Source organism: Methanobacterium petrolearium, from assembly GCF_017873625.1.
In the GTDB taxonomy this organism is placed as follows: Archaea; Methanobacteriota; Methanobacteria; order Methanobacteriales; family Methanobacteriaceae; genus Methanobacterium; species Methanobacterium petrolearium.
Genome location: NZ_JAGGKL010000002.1, coordinates 51521 through 68850, shown reverse-complemented (window position 1 = coordinate 68850; position 17330 = coordinate 51521). Strand labels below are relative to the sequence as shown.

16 protein-coding genes and 2 tRNA genes are annotated in these 17330 nt (G+C 37.6%); 4 read left to right on the top strand and 14 right to left on the bottom strand.

The window, feature by feature from the left end; translation table 11 throughout:
- Positions 1–57 precede the first annotated feature (57 nt).
- Positions 58–129: transfer RNA gene (locus tag J2743_RS02360), tRNA-Val, on the top strand.
- Between the two features lie 3 nt (positions 130–132).
- Positions 133–205, top strand: a tRNA-Phe gene (locus tag J2743_RS02355).
- 264 nt (positions 206–469) lie between these two features.
- On the opposite strand, the gene J2743_RS02350 is transcribed toward J2743_RS02355, so the two are convergent.
- The 7 genes from J2743_RS02350 to tes all read right to left on the bottom strand — a co-directional run bounded on the left by J2743_RS02350 (position 470) and on the right by tes (position 7079).
- On the bottom strand, positions 470–754 hold the full coding sequence (locus J2743_RS02350; protein WP_245247958.1) for a hypothetical protein: 285 nt from the start codon (positions 752–754) through the stop codon (positions 470–472).
- Between the two features lie 329 nt (positions 755–1083).
- The gene (locus tag J2743_RS02345; protein ID WP_209624955.1) at positions 1084–2358 is read right to left on the bottom strand and encodes a tRNA (N(6)-L-threonylcarbamoyladenosine(37)-C(2))-methylthiotransferase; all 1275 of its coding nucleotides are present in this window, start codon (positions 2356–2358) and stop codon (positions 1084–1086) included.
- Between the two features lie 171 nt (positions 2359–2529).
- Positions 2530–3186 (bottom strand): protein-L-isoaspartate O-methyltransferase, encoded by a 657-nt coding sequence (locus J2743_RS02340; protein ID WP_209624954.1) that lies wholly within the window; start codon positions 3184–3186, stop codon positions 2530–2532.
- Between the two features lie 108 nt (positions 3187–3294).
- Complete coding sequence (locus J2743_RS02335; RefSeq protein WP_209624953.1) at positions 3295–3906, bottom strand: HVO_0476 family zinc finger protein; 612 nt, start codon at positions 3904–3906, stop codon at positions 3295–3297.
- A gap of 162 nt (positions 3907–4068) precedes the next feature.
- On the bottom strand, positions 4069–4566 hold the full coding sequence (hacB, locus tag J2743_RS02330) for a homoaconitase small subunit (protein ID WP_209624952.1): 498 nt from the start codon (positions 4564–4566) through the stop codon (positions 4069–4071).
- 32 nt (positions 4567–4598) lie between these two features.
- Positions 4599–5588: a beta-ribofuranosylaminobenzene 5'-phosphate synthase gene (locus tag J2743_RS02325; protein ID WP_209624951.1), complete on the bottom strand. Its 990-nt coding sequence runs from the start codon at positions 5586–5588 to the stop codon at positions 4599–4601.
- Positions 5589–5603: 15 nt separating this feature from the next.
- Entirely contained in the window at positions 5604–7079 is a 1476-nt protein-coding gene (gene tes / locus J2743_RS02320; protein WP_209624950.1) for a tetraether lipid synthase Tes, read from the bottom strand.
- Between the two features lie 140 nt (positions 7080–7219).
- On the opposite strand from tes, the gene J2743_RS02315 reads away from it, so the two are divergent.
- Positions 7220–7810 (top strand): CDP-2,3-bis-(O-geranylgeranyl)-sn-glycerol synthase, encoded by a 591-nt coding sequence (locus J2743_RS02315; protein WP_209624949.1) that lies wholly within the window; start codon positions 7220–7222, stop codon positions 7808–7810.
- A 258-nt stretch (positions 7811–8068) separates the two neighbouring features.
- Here J2743_RS02315 and J2743_RS02310 read toward each other — a convergent pair whose 3' ends face one another.
- The 7 genes from J2743_RS02310 to truA all read right to left on the bottom strand — a co-directional run bounded on the left by J2743_RS02310 (position 8069) and on the right by truA (position 16212).
- Positions 8069–8752: a hypothetical protein gene (locus J2743_RS02310; protein WP_209624948.1), complete on the bottom strand. Its 684-nt coding sequence runs from the start codon at positions 8750–8752 to the stop codon at positions 8069–8071.
- Positions 8753–8861: 109 nt separating this feature from the next.
- The gene (locus J2743_RS02305) at positions 8862–9896 is read right to left on the bottom strand and encodes a hydantoinase/oxoprolinase family protein (RefSeq protein WP_209624947.1); all 1035 of its coding nucleotides are present in this window, start codon (positions 9894–9896) and stop codon (positions 8862–8864) included.
- Positions 9893–10900 carry an ATP-grasp domain-containing protein gene (locus tag J2743_RS02300; protein ID WP_209624946.1) on the bottom strand — a complete coding sequence of 336 codons (1008 nt, stop codon included), beginning with the start codon at positions 10898–10900 and terminating at the stop codon, positions 9893–9895. The genes J2743_RS02305 and J2743_RS02300 overlap by 4 nt, the downstream gene beginning before the upstream one ends.
- The gene (locus J2743_RS02295) at positions 10897–12198 is read right to left on the bottom strand and encodes a nucleotide sugar dehydrogenase (RefSeq protein WP_209624945.1); all 1302 of its coding nucleotides are present in this window, start codon (positions 12196–12198) and stop codon (positions 10897–10899) included. The genes J2743_RS02300 and J2743_RS02295 overlap by 4 nt, the downstream gene beginning before the upstream one ends.
- A 22-nt stretch (positions 12199–12220) precedes the next feature.
- Positions 12221–13525, bottom strand: coding sequence for a non-hydrolyzing UDP-N-acetylglucosamine 2-epimerase (gene wecB, locus J2743_RS02290; RefSeq protein ID WP_209624944.1), 1305 nt, complete (start codon positions 13523–13525; stop codon positions 12221–12223).
- Between the two features lie 206 nt (positions 13526–13731).
- Positions 13732–15114 carry a DUF460 domain-containing protein gene (locus J2743_RS02285; RefSeq protein ID WP_245247956.1) on the bottom strand — a complete coding sequence of 461 codons (1383 nt, stop codon included), beginning with the start codon at positions 15112–15114 and terminating at the stop codon, positions 13732–13734.
- Between the two features lie 288 nt (positions 15115–15402).
- Complete coding sequence (gene truA, locus J2743_RS02280; protein WP_209624943.1) at positions 15403–16212, bottom strand: tRNA pseudouridine(38-40) synthase TruA; 810 nt, start codon at positions 16210–16212, stop codon at positions 15403–15405.
- Positions 16213–16553: 341 nt separating this feature from the next.
- Here truA and hisA point away from each other — a divergent pair, with 341 nt between their 5' ends.
- Entirely contained in the window at positions 16554–17273 is a 720-nt protein-coding gene (gene hisA / locus J2743_RS02275) for a 1-(5-phosphoribosyl)-5-[(5-phosphoribosylamino)methylideneamino]imidazole-4-carboxamide isomerase (protein ID WP_209624942.1), read from the top strand.
- The last annotated feature ends 57 nt before the right edge of the window (positions 17274–17330 follow it).

Sequence of the window (17330 nt, the reverse complement as noted above, 5' to 3'; positions counted from 1 at the left end):
ACCTTCACCCTCAAGAGAAAAGGTTTATATAGTAACAGAACTATAATCAGTGAATGCGGGCCCGTGGTCTAGGGGTATGATACCTCCCTGACACGGAGGTGATCACGAGTTCGAATCTCGTCGGGCCCATTAGCCGTGGTAGTTCAGTTGGGAGAACGCCAGACTGAAGATCTGGATGTCGCTGGTTCAAGTCCGGCCCACGGCATTATTTATTTTACTGTTTTATAGATATCCATTGTAAATATACCAGTTAACAAATAAAACCTATGAAGATTTTGTTTTTAATTAATTCAATTCAAAAATATTAAAAAAAAGAATATCAAAAAAAGTGAGCATAAACTGCATTATTAACATTGATTTAAGAATAGTTGAAGTTCTATGTTATTACTAATGATTGAAAAAACATACTTAATGATTGATAAAAACTTGTCTTCATCCCTAGGAACAATTTTTTGCTGACTTATCCGCCTCATAACAGAAGACCTAACACCATTATAGAAACTACTACAAATGTTAAACCGGCAAATACTTTTGGTTTTAACAAGGATTCTTCATTTTTGACCACAATTTCTCTAGCAGGTTTTAATATTTGACCACATCTACTACAGAATGGTGTGTGGATGTCATTTGGATTTCCACAGGATTCACAAAGAATTCTTGGAGATTGAAGTTGATTTTCTTCATCGTATTCTAAAATGTGAAGTTTACCACCACATTCACAGGACTCATAATCATTGGGGGATTCTCCATCCATCAGAAGGTAGTAACCACCACAATTTTCACATACTAAATATTTCATCATATCAATTCTTTCTCTTTTTATTAAGCTATATATGATTTACTATAGGATTTAAAAGAGCTTTTTTTATAAATAAAAAGAATCAGCGGACAAAAGTTTAATTTACTCCCAAAATCAACTATAAATGAGCATTAACGCATGGTGATTATGATAATCATAAATATGTAAAAAAATTACTACCGATGATAATAATGTTGTATGTTGAGAATAAATGTTCAATTTAAAAATATCATTTATCTAAGAATACCCTTTACAAATTAACTTAAAAAAAAAGAAATATGGGACTATAGGATCTTCCCCTTAAGATAAGTGCTGAGTGAGTGTGTAATCTTTACACTATAAAACTTCCCCAAAGTAGCTTCATCCACAACAACTGTTTTATATGAACTTGTGCGGCCAATATACCCCCCCTTACTTCCTTTATCAGTTATCAATATCTTTTGAGTTGTTCCCAATAGTTCTCTGTTGTTTGAAGAAGCTATCTGAGTTTTAAGATCATTTAAACGTCGAGAACGATTTTTCATAGTTTGATGGTCGATTTCATCCATTGATGAGGATAGAGTGCCAGGACGATGATGATATTTAGAGATGTGAAGAAAATCAGGACGTATCCATTTTATAATATCGAGAGTGTCCTGGAAAGCAGTTTCATCCTCAGTAGGGTATCCTACAATGACATCAGTTGCCAGGGAAAGTTGAGGTATTTCTGATTTAAATTTATCCACTATCTTCAGGTATTCAAAAACTGAATGTCCACGATTCATATCAAATAGAACCTGGTTATTTCCACTTTGTAGAGGTAGATGGAGGAAATTATAGACTTTGTCATTTTTAAAGGAGTCAATAACCGATTTAAGGTCATCAATGATGTTTTTAGGGTGCATCATTCCAACCCTCACCTTGAAATCACCAGGTATGCTGGTTATCTCATTTATAAGGTTGGAAAGTTTTTCTCCTGTGTCTTTTCCATAGGCAGCAGTATCTTGAGCAGTTAACTGTATCTCCACACAACCATCAGCAACAGCTTGTTCGGTTTCCCTCTTTAATAGAGATACTGGGTAACTTTGAAGTGATCCCCTTGCAAATCTAGTGCAACAATAACTGCATTTGCCCAAACATCCCTCACAAATCTGAAGGATGTGTATTAATGGATTGAAACGTTTACGAGGAAGACATGTCTTTATCTGATTATCCTGGCCAGTTTCCCTTCTAATATCTCCATTCGCAATTGAATTTGCTACTTCCAGAACGGATTTTATCCTTCGAGCCCCAATCCACCCTGCCTCTGGTGCTAATTTTTCCAACTTCACTGGGTCAATATCCACCATGCACCCGGCAACTAAAAACTTTTTATGAGGGAATTGATCCTGTAATCTCTGAATATGGTTAATAATCTTCTGTTCCGTGGGTAGTTTAACGTAACAAGTATTCAAAAGAACAATATCCGCATTTTCAATTGATTTGACGATTTTAACCCCGTTTTCTTCCAGTAAACCCGCCATTATCTGGGAATCTGCCTGATTGAAGGTGCAACCAAAAGTTTCAATATATAATTTCATTTTTGATCATGATTTAACAAGTTTCAATATTTTTACACTGATCTCATAAAATTTTATTAGATATAATCAGTCTTTTTGATGTTTTTATTAGATTTATTAAAATTTCTGGGTTGATTAATTAAGTATAATAGTTTAATTTATTTAAAGTTGAATTTATAATTTCAATAGGTGTTAATCCTTGGGCCAACCATGTTTTCCAATCATTGGGACAAATGCAACTCCTCCCAGGTCCTGGAACTTGAAATCGTCCTCGGAAATTCGCAACACAGACACCAGTTCCTGGTAATAGTTATGAGAACCCATGGGTATAATCAATTTTCCACCAATTTTTAACTGTTTTTTAAGTGGTTCTGGAATTTGTGGTGCGCTGGCAGTCCCATAGATTCTATCGTAAGGTGCTTTGTCTGGATATCCTAAAGTTCCATCCCCTATTATTACAGTTACCTGATCACCAAAACCTGTGTTTTCAAGGTTTTTTCTTGCCTTCTCTGCCAGGGAAGGTATTCTTTCCACTGTATAAACATGACCATTACTACCAATAATTTCAGACACCACAGCAGCGTTGTATCCAAATCCGGTTCCAATTTCAAGGATATTCATCCCTTCACACAGATCTAATTTTTCAGCTATTATGGCCACCATATGGGGAGCAGATATGGTCTGTCCCTCTCCAATAGGTAAAGGCCTATCCAAGTAGGCATATGGTCTGGTTTCAGGAGGCATAAACTTTTCTCTGGGAACACTACCCATGGCTTTTTTTACTTTTTCAGTTTTAATGTAACCATGGCTTGTGAGTTTTTCCACCAGATCTTCTCTTTTGTCATTCATCAAACCACATATCCTGAATAGAGATATAGTTTATTTAAGGGATAATAATTTGATGTTTTAAGGGATGATAATTTGATGTTTTAAGGGATGATAATTTGATGTTAATGGTTATATTTCATTTTCAACAATTTTAGAGGATAGATCATATTGGAATTTATCATTACGATCTGCAGGTCTTCCATAAACCCTTTTGGTTTGTTCTGCAATGGCACTTCCCCTTCTGATCTTGGAGGTTACAGTTTTCATGGATTTTATACGAAATACTGCGCTTCCCATTTTCACTACATCACCTACTGTGAATAAGAAATCCCTTTCAACTTCAACCTTCTTAGAGAGAATTCTACCCCCATAATCTACAGATACTCCTACCCTTGTGGGTCCTGCCAGTGATGTTGCCCAGATGGTTTCCAGTTCCGAAACCGGGCTTTTTGAAACTCTGCCTCCCCTTTTGTTTTCCAGTGAGGTTATCTGCACTTCCTCTCCATCTACCACCAGAACTTCTCCGACCTGAAGAATTTCATCAGGGTAGATTTTGACCTGGTTTTTTTCCGATTCAGAAAATTTACTGATGATGATTCTACATTCTGTCATCTTAGGGATGTTAACAGTTTCCCTGAAGGTGTTTCCGCATTCATTACACCTTAAAAGGACTTCTTTAGTATTTTTACCCTTAGTCTTTAGTATTTCATGAGATTCAGATTTACAAATTGGGCACTTCATTGTTTTTTTCCTCACACAAATCAAAAATAAGAAAATATTTTAAAAATTCTAAAATTTTGATAAATATTGTTATTATAACATAAATTTTATAAAAACTGTTAAATTATACTTTGTATTGTCCTGGCCTTAAAGTTAATTACAATTGCCCCCGACTCTTTAAGACTAACTTTTTTGCTCTTTTTCATTTAAATAATGTTTAACCAGACCCCCATCCTGGAGTATTTCCAGCATGAAACTATGAAATGGTTGTATGGTAACAGTTTTACCAGTGTTGATATTTTTAATGACACCTTCCTCCAGGTTAATCATTACTTCATCCCCTTTTTCAGCATCTATATCTGCCACTATCAACGGCAGACCTATATTGATAGCGTTACGATAGAAAATACGTGCAAATGACTTGGCAACGATTGCACGTACGCCTGCATGTTTCAAAGCCACTGGTGCTTGTTCTCTGGAAGATCCACAGCCGAAATTCCAGCCTGCCACAATTATATCACCTTTTTGGACATTTTTTGAGAATTCAGGATCTTCTCCTTCCATTACATGGCTGGCAAGCTCATCTAAACTGAAAGTTCTCAGATAACGTCCCGGAATAATTACATCAGTATCTATGCTATCCCTGAATTTCCAAACCTTACCCTTTATGTTACATGTCATTTTAATCACAAGATGATTGATTTAAATGTATACTACCTTTTAGTGGCACCATAATTTTGGGCCGTGGTTTCAATAATATTACCCCCGACCTCATCAAGGGCGTCATGCGCAGCACTTACTATATCCTTAGGACTGTCAGTGATCGCATATATGGTAGGTCCAAATGAACTCATACCCACACCTGGAGCACCGGCATCCCGAAGAATAGTGATTATTTCGGCAATCAAAGGTTTTTGAAGCTGGTTTTCTATTTTTTTAAATCCCACACTTTGTATTGTGTTAACAGTTTCTCCAAATGCATCCAGGTCTTTTTCAAGTACTGCTGGCATCATTTTCATGAGAATAAGATGAGAAAGCTGTTGCACCTCCCTTAACGGTATGGGACAGTACTTCTGGAAAATGTTCACTTCTTTTGTTCCGGAAACATTCTTCATGATATTGGGAATTACCAGGACAACTTTCCAGTCATCAGGAAAATCATACCTAGCAATAATTGGAGGGGGTGATGCTTCTGAAGCAGACGATGGTAAAAATGTGGTTTTTTCTCCATGATGGTGGCCCCCATCAATTATAAAACCTCCCTTATCAAATGATGCTACACCTATCCCAGAAGTGCCCCCACGACCTACAATGTGTGCTATTTGAGGTACTTCCATCTTGTTACCTGTAGAATCGGAAATGAGCTCGCCCGTAGCCAGGGATAGTTGGGTTCCAGAACCCAAACCAGAATGGGATGGGAAATTTTCATGAACAATGAACTTGTAACCCTCTCCATTTAACTGGAGGTGTTCCATCATTAGATGAGCTGAAGTTCTAATTTTTTCTTCGTAGTCATTTAAAGTATCTTTAGAAAGATTCTGAAAATTATTAAATTCCACATCAATTCCACTGCCCTTGTGTTTCATCTCCAAAATTAAACAGGGTTTTTTAAGGGTGAGTCCCACCCCGCCATCTATCCTGCCTAAAGAGCCATTAAGATCCAGTAGAGTTAAATGTAGACGTGAAGGAGTTTCGATTATCAATTCTAAATACCGTTTTTATTTTTTCAGTGGTTTTGCAAATTTCTTTTCTATTTCTTGGCGGTAAATTGTGTTCATAGCACAAAATGGAATTATACGTCCATCTGGGACTGCGTAATGTATCACACACCGTTTAACTCGGTCACAGTCAAAGTTCCAGGGATCCATGAAGTGCATACAGGATATCAGTAGAGTTTTATGGTGGAAATCTCCCAAAGCACTGTATGAACGTTCTTTGAACACCTTGGTTAATATTCCAGTTATATCCAGTGAATCTGGTTTTTTGTCGCGGTCAATGGTTTTGGGTAGTTCCACAGTGGCCCTGCTAATGACTTTAGCCTTACCCACTATTCCTCCATCTTTAATATCATCACTACTTTTAGAAAGGAGGTTGAAAAACCGATCAACATCTACAAACTCAGTTATGGGGATAATCTCATCATTATCAATAAAAATATAGGTAGCAGCACCACAGTGAGGATGACAGGTAAAAGATACCTGATCTTCTCCTTCAATAGCTTCCACAAAATCAGTTATAGGTATAACTGAAGAGGCAGGGTAGAAATCATCACGACCGATATCACCATCAGTCTGTTCTTCCACTAATTTCTCAAATATGGGTATGGTTATTCTACGCTCTTCCACTTCATCAGAAGCTGTTCTGCCTGCAAAGGAAACTGGTTGGAAGTTCACTCCACGGATGATGTCCAGATTTTCAATGGCAAATCTTATGATGTCACCAACTTGATGATCATTGACTCCTTTAACCAGGGTGGGTACAAGAACAATTCCTAGATCTGCCTTACGACAGTTTTCAATGGCTTCTAATTTAGTTGGTAGAAGATTACGGCCCCGGGCTTTGATGTATGGTTCTTCAGTAACTCCATCAAACTGAAGATAAATCGTGTTTAAAGTGGCATCTTTAAGTCTTTGAGCGAATTTGGGATCTTTGGCAAGTTTAATTCCATTGGTAGCTATTTGTGTGTGACTGAATCCTTCTTCACGGGCTAACTTCACCAGCTCTACAATGTCCTTTCGTACAGTGGGTTCACCACCTGCGTACTGAATGGCAGGAGTAGGTACTGGTTGGTTTGCACGAAGATTGCGTAACATTCCACGTATTTCCTCATAACTGGGCTCATATAAATATTTAGACACCGCTGCATTAGCAAAACAGATAGGACAACGAAGATTACAACGATTAGTAACATCAATAAGGCCCAATATGGTTTGACTCTCATGTTCAGGGCACAGACCACAGTTAAGAGGACATTCCTTTTCTATAGTGGTTCTGGGGTTGTCAATACCATCACCCCTGTAATCAAAATCAGCAGCATAATTGTAAGCTTCTGAATTTTGCCAGTAAGTGTTTTCGAATTCACCGTGCTCTGGGCACGTTTTTTTTATCATTACTTTTCCCTGGTCTTCAAAGACTTCTGCATCCACCACGCGAAGACATTCCGGACACAGGCTTTTTGTTTTCTTTATGACCATTATCTCACCTTATTTTAATAATTGAAAATTTAGTTATTATCCAAGTATAATCATTATATATACTTGAGCGATCAATCAGCTTTATAGTATTTTATAGTTGAGTACATAACTATTATCCTGTTTTGAATCGGAGGTAAACTATGGACCCTAGTGTTTTCAGTGTTTTGATTTTATCCGCTTATGCTATATACTTTATGTTACCCGCTTACCTAGCAAATGCCAGTGCCCTTACTTTCGGAGGAGGAACACCCCTCGATATGGGCCGATCCCTAAAAGACGGCCGCAGATTACTTGGAGATGGTGTCACATGGAAAGGAACCATTATAGGCATCTTAATTGGAACGGGAATAGGTCTATTTCAAGGGATCATAACCGGTGATGTTGTACAGAACTTATTGATGATTGGAGATCCAGGAATATTTAAAATGGTTCAAGGAACCATAACCCTCACCATGATACAAGGCATGTTATTGGGCCTTGCACTGAGTAGTGGTGCAATTATAGGAGATGCCTGTGGCAGTTTCGTGAAGAGAAGATTCAAGGTAGAAAGAGGACATCCAGTGCCACTAATGGATCAACTCGATTTTGTGGTGGGTGCCCTGGTATTCGCATCTCTGATAGTAATTATCCCCCTTAATCTAATAATTACAATAATTATAATCAGTGTGTTTCTGCACCTTGGAGCCAATATAATTGCATATTTACTGGGTATGAAGAACGTATGGTACTGATAGTTGTTTTAACAGTTAAATGATAAGTTAAATTTGGATGATAAGCTAAAGATTTATTGGCTAATGTTAATAATTGTTAACTGAGATATCTTCAATTTTTCCATGAATCTTCAATTTTTAAATTCAAATTTTTAATAGGGTTTTCACATAGTGTTCTCCATCACCCAATTATCTGCCCAATTAGTCTCATTCACCATGTCTACCCAATTATCCACATACCACTTTTCTTTTTTTTAACTATTGTTTTCTATCTTTTTGCTAATTTGAAACTTGAAGCACATTAAAACTGGCACTGAATAATTGGTAAGTGTTTATTGCTGCCTCCAGTTGGTTGTTCCATTCTGGAATCTCATAAACGAAAACTGGATATCCTGCATTGGCCAAAGGTCTATCCACTTGGGATATGGAACTACTCTGCGTGCGTCGGGTGGATGAACCAGGATAATAATTGAACTGGGGCAGTAACTGTGATACAGCTTCACCCAGTGTAACTGATTTGGAGTCATGTGTGGGGGTGGCTATGTAATAATCTTCACCATAACCACTTTCATGGTCATGGGCAATAATCACCAGCTCATAATCTGTGGTTTCAATATCCGGAATCACGTATTGGGCAACCAGATCCTGACCATTCTCTCTGCCTACATCAAAGTCCTGTGGTTGATCTGTGACGGTCACATGGTAGTCAACTATCTCCACTTTATTCAAAAGAGCAAAGATTTTCACAACATGAGGTACCAGGTTAGTGGCCAAGTCTTCCCTTGGATGCATTCCCGTCACCACTGCGATCTTTGCATTGGGAGTTCCGTAATGGGAATAAACATCTTTAGTAACATATCCCTGTTGGTTAGAGCCTAAAGTAGAGTGTTGACTATAATTGGCAAAGAGATAAATTCCACCTACTACCAGTATTACAATCAATATAATTGAACTTAGTTTCATGCTTGATGACCTTGTTGGTAAGCTCTATGGACACATTACTGACCCGATAATATTCTAATGGATATTTATGGTCTTTTATACCAGATAATCTTATCTAATTGGGATTAATTTATTTATTGAACTGTTCCCTGAGATAGTTTTCCATTAAAAGAGCAGTTCCCACTGCAGGTGCCACCACACAATCTTGTCGGGTTAGAATCTCGTCCATGGTCTTAACCTCAAGTCCCAGAAGTTCAGCGGCTTTAAATCCAATGGTATTCATTCCTAATCCAGTAGTAACTACTAATTCCAGATTTTCCCTATCTGTAACCTCTTTAAGTGCTTCAGCAACTTGAGCTACTTGTTTTTTGTAAATAAACTGGGCCATTTCCAGAATATCTTCATGACTTAATAAATCCAGATCTCCGCACACTACCCTTGATAATCTTAAAAGGCAATCGTTCAAGGAGGTGCCACAACCATCCGGTGTTTGGGATGTGTAATCTTCTGAGGCGATATTTCCCAGTGCCAAATGCACATCCGCAGTTTGTGCGAAAAGTTCAGATGCCACTCGCACCCATTCTGCCTTCAGTGGCACTTTATCTACAATAGTGGCCACGTTAGTTCTTAAAGTTCCAGTGTATACCAATTCACCTGTTGCCAATCTTTCCAAGTCAGATCTTCCCATTGCAGATTCTTTACCATTTTTAATGGGAATTATATCAGTGGTAGTGCTTCCGGTATCAATCAACACACAATCAGGTGACATGTATGCAGCTAATGGTGCCGTGGCAATCCAGTTGGCAGCGGCCAGATCAAGAGGACTGTTTTTTACTCCTTCGTAATCTATTACACCATTAAGACCCACAAAACCTACTGGAAGGTTAAATGATTCCATGACCATCCCACTAATATCCAATACACCCTCACTTTTGTTTTGGTAGCTGTCAGCAAGTTCTGCTGTCATACAAACACCTACTGCAACTATTTCATCCATATCAGGACATAATAGGTCTATCAAAGTTTGGGATAGTTCTTCCTTTTTCAACCACATGGGAAGGTAACGAAAATCAGTTCTTATATCAAGAATATTCCCCAATTCATCAAATTCTACCACAGCTAAATCGGTGTTTGCTCCCCCAATATCAAAACCAGCAACCTTCAATCTATCACCTTTAATTGCAGATTGTCTGCTTCCTTTTGAAATTCAATTTCACCTTTTATGTTCACTTCCTCGGGAAGGTGACCCTTCACAGATTCCACAATGGCTTCACCTAAATTAAAGTTGAGCATCTGTCTTAGTGCCACATAAGGAGTGGTAATTCTGGAGTTAATCTCCACCAAATAAACCTCATCTCCTAAGATCAAATCCACCCCCACATAACCCTTCAATCCTTTAATGGATTCTACTGCTTTTTTTGCGATTTTTTTGGCTTCATTTTCTTTACTATGATTCATGGGGACTTTTCCACCATCGTATATTATGCTTCCATTATTTTGAGTGTTGTACTGTTTATTTAGACTTAAAGGTATGGCTCTTTTCCCATTGGTGAGCAAACTCACACTGGCACTGGCACCCTCAACATAATCCTGGAGGAGAAAATAAGGAAGATTGGTAACATTCTTCACATGCATTGCAGCATCTCTAAATGATTCAGCAGAATCAACTACCTGTACTGCCAAGCAAGAAACTCCATCAACAGGTTTAACCACATATCTATCGGAAATTCCATTGGCATACTCATCAATCTGTTCCCATAAAACTTTACGAGTGGGAACAACCGGAACTTTCTCTTTGAGAGCCTGATAAGTTAAGAATTTATCTGAACAGATGTTCACAGCATTAGAAGAAGAACCCACAACCTGAACTCCATTTTTCTCAATTAAACTGGTTAATTCAAATAAGATAAAATTTTCTTCAGGAGCTATTGGTAAACAAAGATCATAAAAGGAGATATTATTCTTAAGCCATTTTTTCAAATCCTGTTCTATTTCTACACGGCGACAGTTTCCCCCTTCCACCTGAACAGAATCTTTGGATATTATGAAATTAGTATCCAAACCATCTAAATCATTTGTAATGGCATTAAGCATCGCCTGCCCCTCGGCAGTTAGAGATGGGTCCTTAACACCCAGTGCAGTAGCATACTCAAAAACTAGTAGATTCAAGACCTGCCAACTCCTTTAAACACCACACCTGCCTTCCGGAAGGTTTCCGGGTCAAGTACTGGCCTGGTGCATACCAGCAAACCTTTTTCAATCATTGATGGTTTTATGTCTTTGTAAATATCATGATCCGTTACCAAAACCACGCAATCACAGGAAAGAGCTTTTTCTAAGTCTACTACTTGAGCCCCCCATGCAGTTATAGTATCAGGTGAAACATAAGGATCATTAACGAGAACTTCTGCTTTCTTCTGGAGTAAATCTTTAATCAATGGTTTTGCAGGTGTTTCTCTGGCATCAGCCACATTTCCTTTGTAAGCCACCCCTAAAATTCCAATTTTGGATCCGGCAATGGTTTTCCCCCTATCTTCTAAAGCAGATTCCACGATTTTGGAGACCGCTCTAGGCATTCCTTCATTAACCTCTCTTGAAGCTCTTATTAAAGGTGTTTCCACACCATTTTCCCGGGCAATTTCCACGATGAAGTAGGGATCTATTGAAAGGCAGTGCCCCCCTACACCAGGTCCTGGCGTGTGAATATTAACCCTAGGATGATAGTTGGCAGCCTTGATTGCTTCGATGGCATCTACGCCTAAAGTATCACATACCAAAGCCAATTCATTGGCTAATGCAATGTTAGTATCCCTGTAGGTGTTTTCCATTAATTTAACCATCTCTGCTGTTACCAAGTTCTGCACCATGATGATTTTACCACTGGTAATTCTCCCATAAAGTGAAACAGCCATTTTAGTACTTTCAAGGTCTATTCCACCAATTACTCGTGCATTATGACTCATTTCATATAATGTGTTGTTTGGAAGGGCTCTTTCAGGAGTATAAGCAACTTGGAAATCTTCACCTGCTTTCAGTCCACTTTTCTCCAGTAAAGGAATTATCAAATCCTCACAAGTACCCGGAGGTACAGTACTTTCAATTATAACCAGATCTCCCCTTTTTAAACATTCAGATATTGATTTAGAAGCAGATATAACAGCAGAAAGATCTGATTTTTTGTCATTATCCACAGGGGTAGGGACGATTATCATGATTATTTGCGACTTGGCCACTGCATCATTAGCATCAATGGTGGCAGAAAGAAGACCTTCCTCAACGCTTTTTTTAACCAGTTCATCAAGGCCAGGTTCCATTATTGGAGAGCGACCTGAGTTAACGAATTGGACATTTTCCTTGTTTATGTCCACCCCACACACCTTAAGGCCACTTTGTGCAAGTAGGACCGCCGTTGGCAATCCCATGTGACCCAGACCAAATATTGCTATGGATGAATCTTCTTTAATCATTTAGTTATCTCCTAAAATTAAATTAATATGATACAATTATTGTTTTGCCCTTCAGTGAAATGTTTGGGTGAGGATAAGTGGGAGTATCATCATCAAATACAAGATTAATCATGAATTTTGGATTTTTATTCTCAAATTCAGCCACAGTGATATCCGCATCCACCCTTAACAATTTTTTCGAATGATCTGTTGCTATCTCTTCTGGTGGTTTAATTTCCAGTTTACCCTGATTATATGAATCAAGTATAGCATCGAGAATCTTTTCTGATGTTTTTCCATCACCATAGGGGTTGGGGGCTTCCCTCATCCTACGATACATCTCATGATCATTTAATATTTGGGATACGTTGTTAGTTATCTTTTTAGTATCAGAACCCACTAAAATGTTGCCTCCTGCCTGGACAGTTTCCGGTCTTTCAGTGTTGTATCGGAGGGTTAAACATGGTACATTGAGGGTTATTGCTTCCTCCTGGATTCCTCCAGAATCAGTTATCATCATTTTAGAATGTGATTGAAGTATTAAAAAGTCCAGATACCCCACAGGTTTAATCATTTTAATGTGTGGTGCTTTCTTGAGTTTTGAATACATTCCAAATTCTTTTAGAGTTTTAACTGTACGTGGATGGACTGGAAAAACAATGGTAAGATTTTCAATATTTAAAAGAGCTTCAATGATGTTTTCAAGTCTTTCTTTATCATCAACGTTCTCAGCACGGTGGAGAGTTAAGGATAGAATGTCTCCTTCAAGTCCCAGTTTGGACATGATACTGGAATTTTTTCTGGCAATTTTCAGGTTTCGGTAACAAGCATCCACCACTGTATTGCCTGTGATGAAAATGTCTTTGGGAGATATGCCTTCAAATAATAGGTTAATGGCTGTTTCTTCAGTAGGTACGAAAAAAAGGTTGGTGCATACATCTGCCACCATCCTGTTTATCTCTTCAGGCATGGTTTTATCATATGAACGGAGCCCAGCCTCAACATGTCCAACCGCAATGTGTAATTTGGCTGCTGCCAGGGCACCTGCTAAAACGGCATTTGTGTCTCCCTGTACCAGGACAATATCTGGCTTTTCAGAGGTTAAAACATCTTCAATACCCTTTAACATGGTGGCAGTTTGTTTTCCATGGGAATCTGATCCCACACCTATGTTATAGTCTGGTTCTTTAAGTTCCAGGTCCAGGAAAAACTGTTGTGACATTTCATGATCATAATGTTGTCCAGTATGTACTAAAATGTAATTTATTCCTCTTTTATCCACTTCGTCAATTAAAGGGGACATTTTAATAATTTCAGGCCGGGTGCCTATAATAAATGCTATCTTCATATTTTACTCCCATAAACTTCTTAGATTATCAAATAAAAGCCAATTAATTTAATAAATTATCATGTTTTAAATTGGAATTTATTTCCTTAAATTAACATTAATCCATTAATCTTTTAAGATTTACTCTTTAAAAGAAGATATTGTCCAGTCAATTACTGTATTATCCATTAATTAATATAGCTGAAAATAAAATAGTAAAAGTTCTGTTAAAAATTATTAGATGACCTCTTCCTTTGTGCCTTATAATCATCCATTATTTTTAAAAGTTTATTTCTGTCCTCTTTTTTCTTTTTCTCTTGTTGATTTTTTGCCCATTTATTTATTTCATGGTCAAGATCATTAGTAATGATAACTGCAAAGTCATCGGCCATTTTTAAATCAACATCCTCTTCATCCAATAATGGAACCATATTCCTTTCAAATTCATCTTTAGCATGGTGTGACATTTTATCCACAGTTATAACTGCCTTAACACCCGAATCAACAAGTAAAGCTGCAGTCTGGGACCCGCCTCCTTGGGAACTTCTCAAGAAAACCACGTCCCCTTTTTTTATGTTTCTGGAATTAACAGCTTCCCTGATCCCATCCTTTGAAAAGGAATCTATTATTTTTACTGGTGTTGTCTCCCTGGAAAGTTCCATGACCCTTATTCTTTTTATTGATTTTAGTTGCTCCTCTAAATCTTCCTTTAATTTCTTTTCGTGGTGATATTTCTCCTGAATCCCCCGTATAATAGCTGTTTTAGTAGCGATTTGCCTCTGGTGTAGGATGTTCTGGGAGTACTGATACTGCATCTTATCTATTTTATTTTCCAGTTGAGATATTTCGTTCTGATATTGTCGAATATCCTTTTCTAAAATGCTGTTTTTTTTCTGTAAATTGATAATCTGCTTTTCCTGAGATTTCATTTTATTCCGTAATCTGGAAAATGCTTCCGGAGAAATTTCTGCATCGAAATCATTTAAGGTTTCAGATGACATATCTTCTTCAGAGGATTTTTGTGTATTTAACAACCTTCCCCCAGATACATTACCATGTGAACTATCCTCAAAGGTAGCTGGTGATTCGATGTCATTAGAAGGATTTAATCTGTCCAGGGTTCTGTTGATAGCCTTGGTGATGGGAATTTCATTTATTACCGAAATTTTGATATCATCAACTATTTCTGGTGTTAAGCCGAGATTTTTGGTTCTTCTTTCAATTTGTTCCAGTTTTTTCTGATATTTTTTATAACACTGGATTGCCGCGGCCAGGGCATCTCTTTCATGGGCATTTTGAGGAATTAAATCATTATTATTATCCCGGGATCGGTGCAGGGAAGGGTTTTGATCCTGCTGATAAATGTATTCATCCACCAATTCATTTTTAGCATTTACTGCCATGTCCCGGTCAGGAAAGTATATCCTGGAGTTAAGAGATGCTGCCATCTTTTTCACCATCTTAGGAGTCTGGTGGACATCGGTGGCCACTAAAATTGTCCTACCATAACTGATAATATGTTTGGTTATCTTTGCCCGGGAAGCTTCCTTAAAACTGTTAACATTTAATATTTCACCGGAAAGATCCAGGATAGCTACACCCACAGTCATTCCAGGATCAAGGCCTACAATTATGCCCTTCTGAATTTTAGATGATACTTCCTGCCCATCTGAATTTAAAAATAGTTTTTCTTTAAAATTATGATGGTAACGGTGAACCAGACGATTTCCTCCTTGTGGATACCAGTTCTAATTATTACTTTATATCTTTAATTTGTATCTAGATATTTTTTTTGTATCAGTAACTATTTATTGTTTTCCTTGTCTGTTAAAAGAAATTAAGGTGGTATGAAAAAGTCAAATGATTTAATGTGCCAATTCCAGATTAAGGGGATTGATTCAATCCTCATTCAATTCATTAATCATTTCCCGGGTTGCCAATATAATTCTCTGGTGGTTTAGACATTCTTTGTTTAACGTTTGCAGAAACCTTAATCTGGCGTATTCATCCCCTTTAAACTGCACGTCTTTGTATACGACATCCATCAGGATAAGGCTTTCCGGTGGCAGTGGAGTAATAAATGCCTTGTATTGAGGATCCAAAAATTTTTTAACCTCTTCAACCTCAAATTCACCTTCCCCTACACTTAATAACACTGCCACCATCTTTCGAACCATGTTCCACAGGAAACTTTCACCCACCACATCCACCACCAGGGCCTGATTTTGGGGTTTTACAATGACACTTTCCACTTTGCGCATGGGATTTCTCTCATTTCTCTTGGAAAAATTAATGAAATTATGAGTTCCTTCCATTATATGGGCTGCTTCATGCATTTTCCCAACATCCAATCTTTCCCCTACCCTGTACATTACGTAACGATAATGCCTTCTATGGGCAAATCGGGTTTTAAATCCCATAGGTACCTGAGCAGATCCTAAAATTCTTATATCCTGGGGAAGAATGTCATTGATTTGATTAACTATTGGCATTTTCTCTGTGCGGAAAGAAACCACATTCCCCAGAGCATGAACTCCACGATCAGTGCGTCCGGCGATTGAATAATTGGATCGGCCAATATTGTCAATGGAACCTACTTCTTGTAGGGCTTTTAAAAGTTTTCCCTCCACTGTGCGTAGGTCTGGTTGTCTTTGGAAGCCGTAGAAATCTGTTCCCAAGTATGCCAGCTTCAATGCCACGGTTATCATAACAATCATCCTTATAAATCTAAAGGTATGCGATAATAGGTATGCAATAGATCAAATGTATACAATATTTAATATTTCAGCTTTTACTATAATTCACTATTGTCAATTGTCGCTTTGTTTAGAATAAGATAAATAAATGATTAAAAATCAAATTTAATAAAAATAATTAATATAAATGATTTAAAATGAGAATGGTTAAAGGATTTAAATTGAGAATGGTTAAAGGATTTAAATTGAGAATGATGATATAAATCATTTAAGAAAAAGTTTAATAAAAAGGATCGAAATCATTTAATAAAAAAATCATTTGTAGACCCCAAAAAACTTTTGGAGGTAATGAGATGTTTATTATTCCTGCAGTTGATATAAAAAATGGTAAATGTGTGCAGCTAGTGCAAGGAAAGCCTGGAACAGAACAAATTGTCCTTGATAATCCTGCGAAGGTTGCTCGTAAATGGCAAGGTAAAGGAGCCAGTATCCTACATGTAATTGACCTGGGTGGGGCACTGGAAGAAGGTGGTAATTTAGCAGTAGTGGAGGAAATTCTTAAAGAAGTTTCCATACCTGTTCAAATGGGTGGAGGCATCCGTTCTCTGGACTATGCCACTAAATTACTTGATATGGGTGTTGAAAGGATTATACTTGGAACATTAGCCATCATGAACCCTGAGACCGTGAAAATTTTGTCCAGTGAATTTGGAAGTGAACGTATCATTGTGGCTCTGGATAGTAAGGACTCCCAAGTGGTGGTAAGGGGATGGACTGAAAAAACTGACCAGAATGCTCCTGAACTGGGCAAGATCATGGAAGATAATGGGGCCGGTGGGATATTGTTCACCAATGTAGATCATGAGGGGCTTCTAGGTGGATTTAATATTGAACCTCTTTTAGAGCTTTTAAACGCTGTGAACATACCCATAATTTATTCTGGTGGGGTGAGTACCCTGGAAGATTTATCTATCCTCAGCAAAACAGATGTATATGGAGTAGTTATCGGATCAGCACTTTATAAAGGCACTATAAACTTTGAAGATGCTCTTAATTATGAAAAAATTTCATAACAGAGTAACAATCATTGGTTAATTCTATGGATTATCAAATTCTGTTTCTTTAAAATC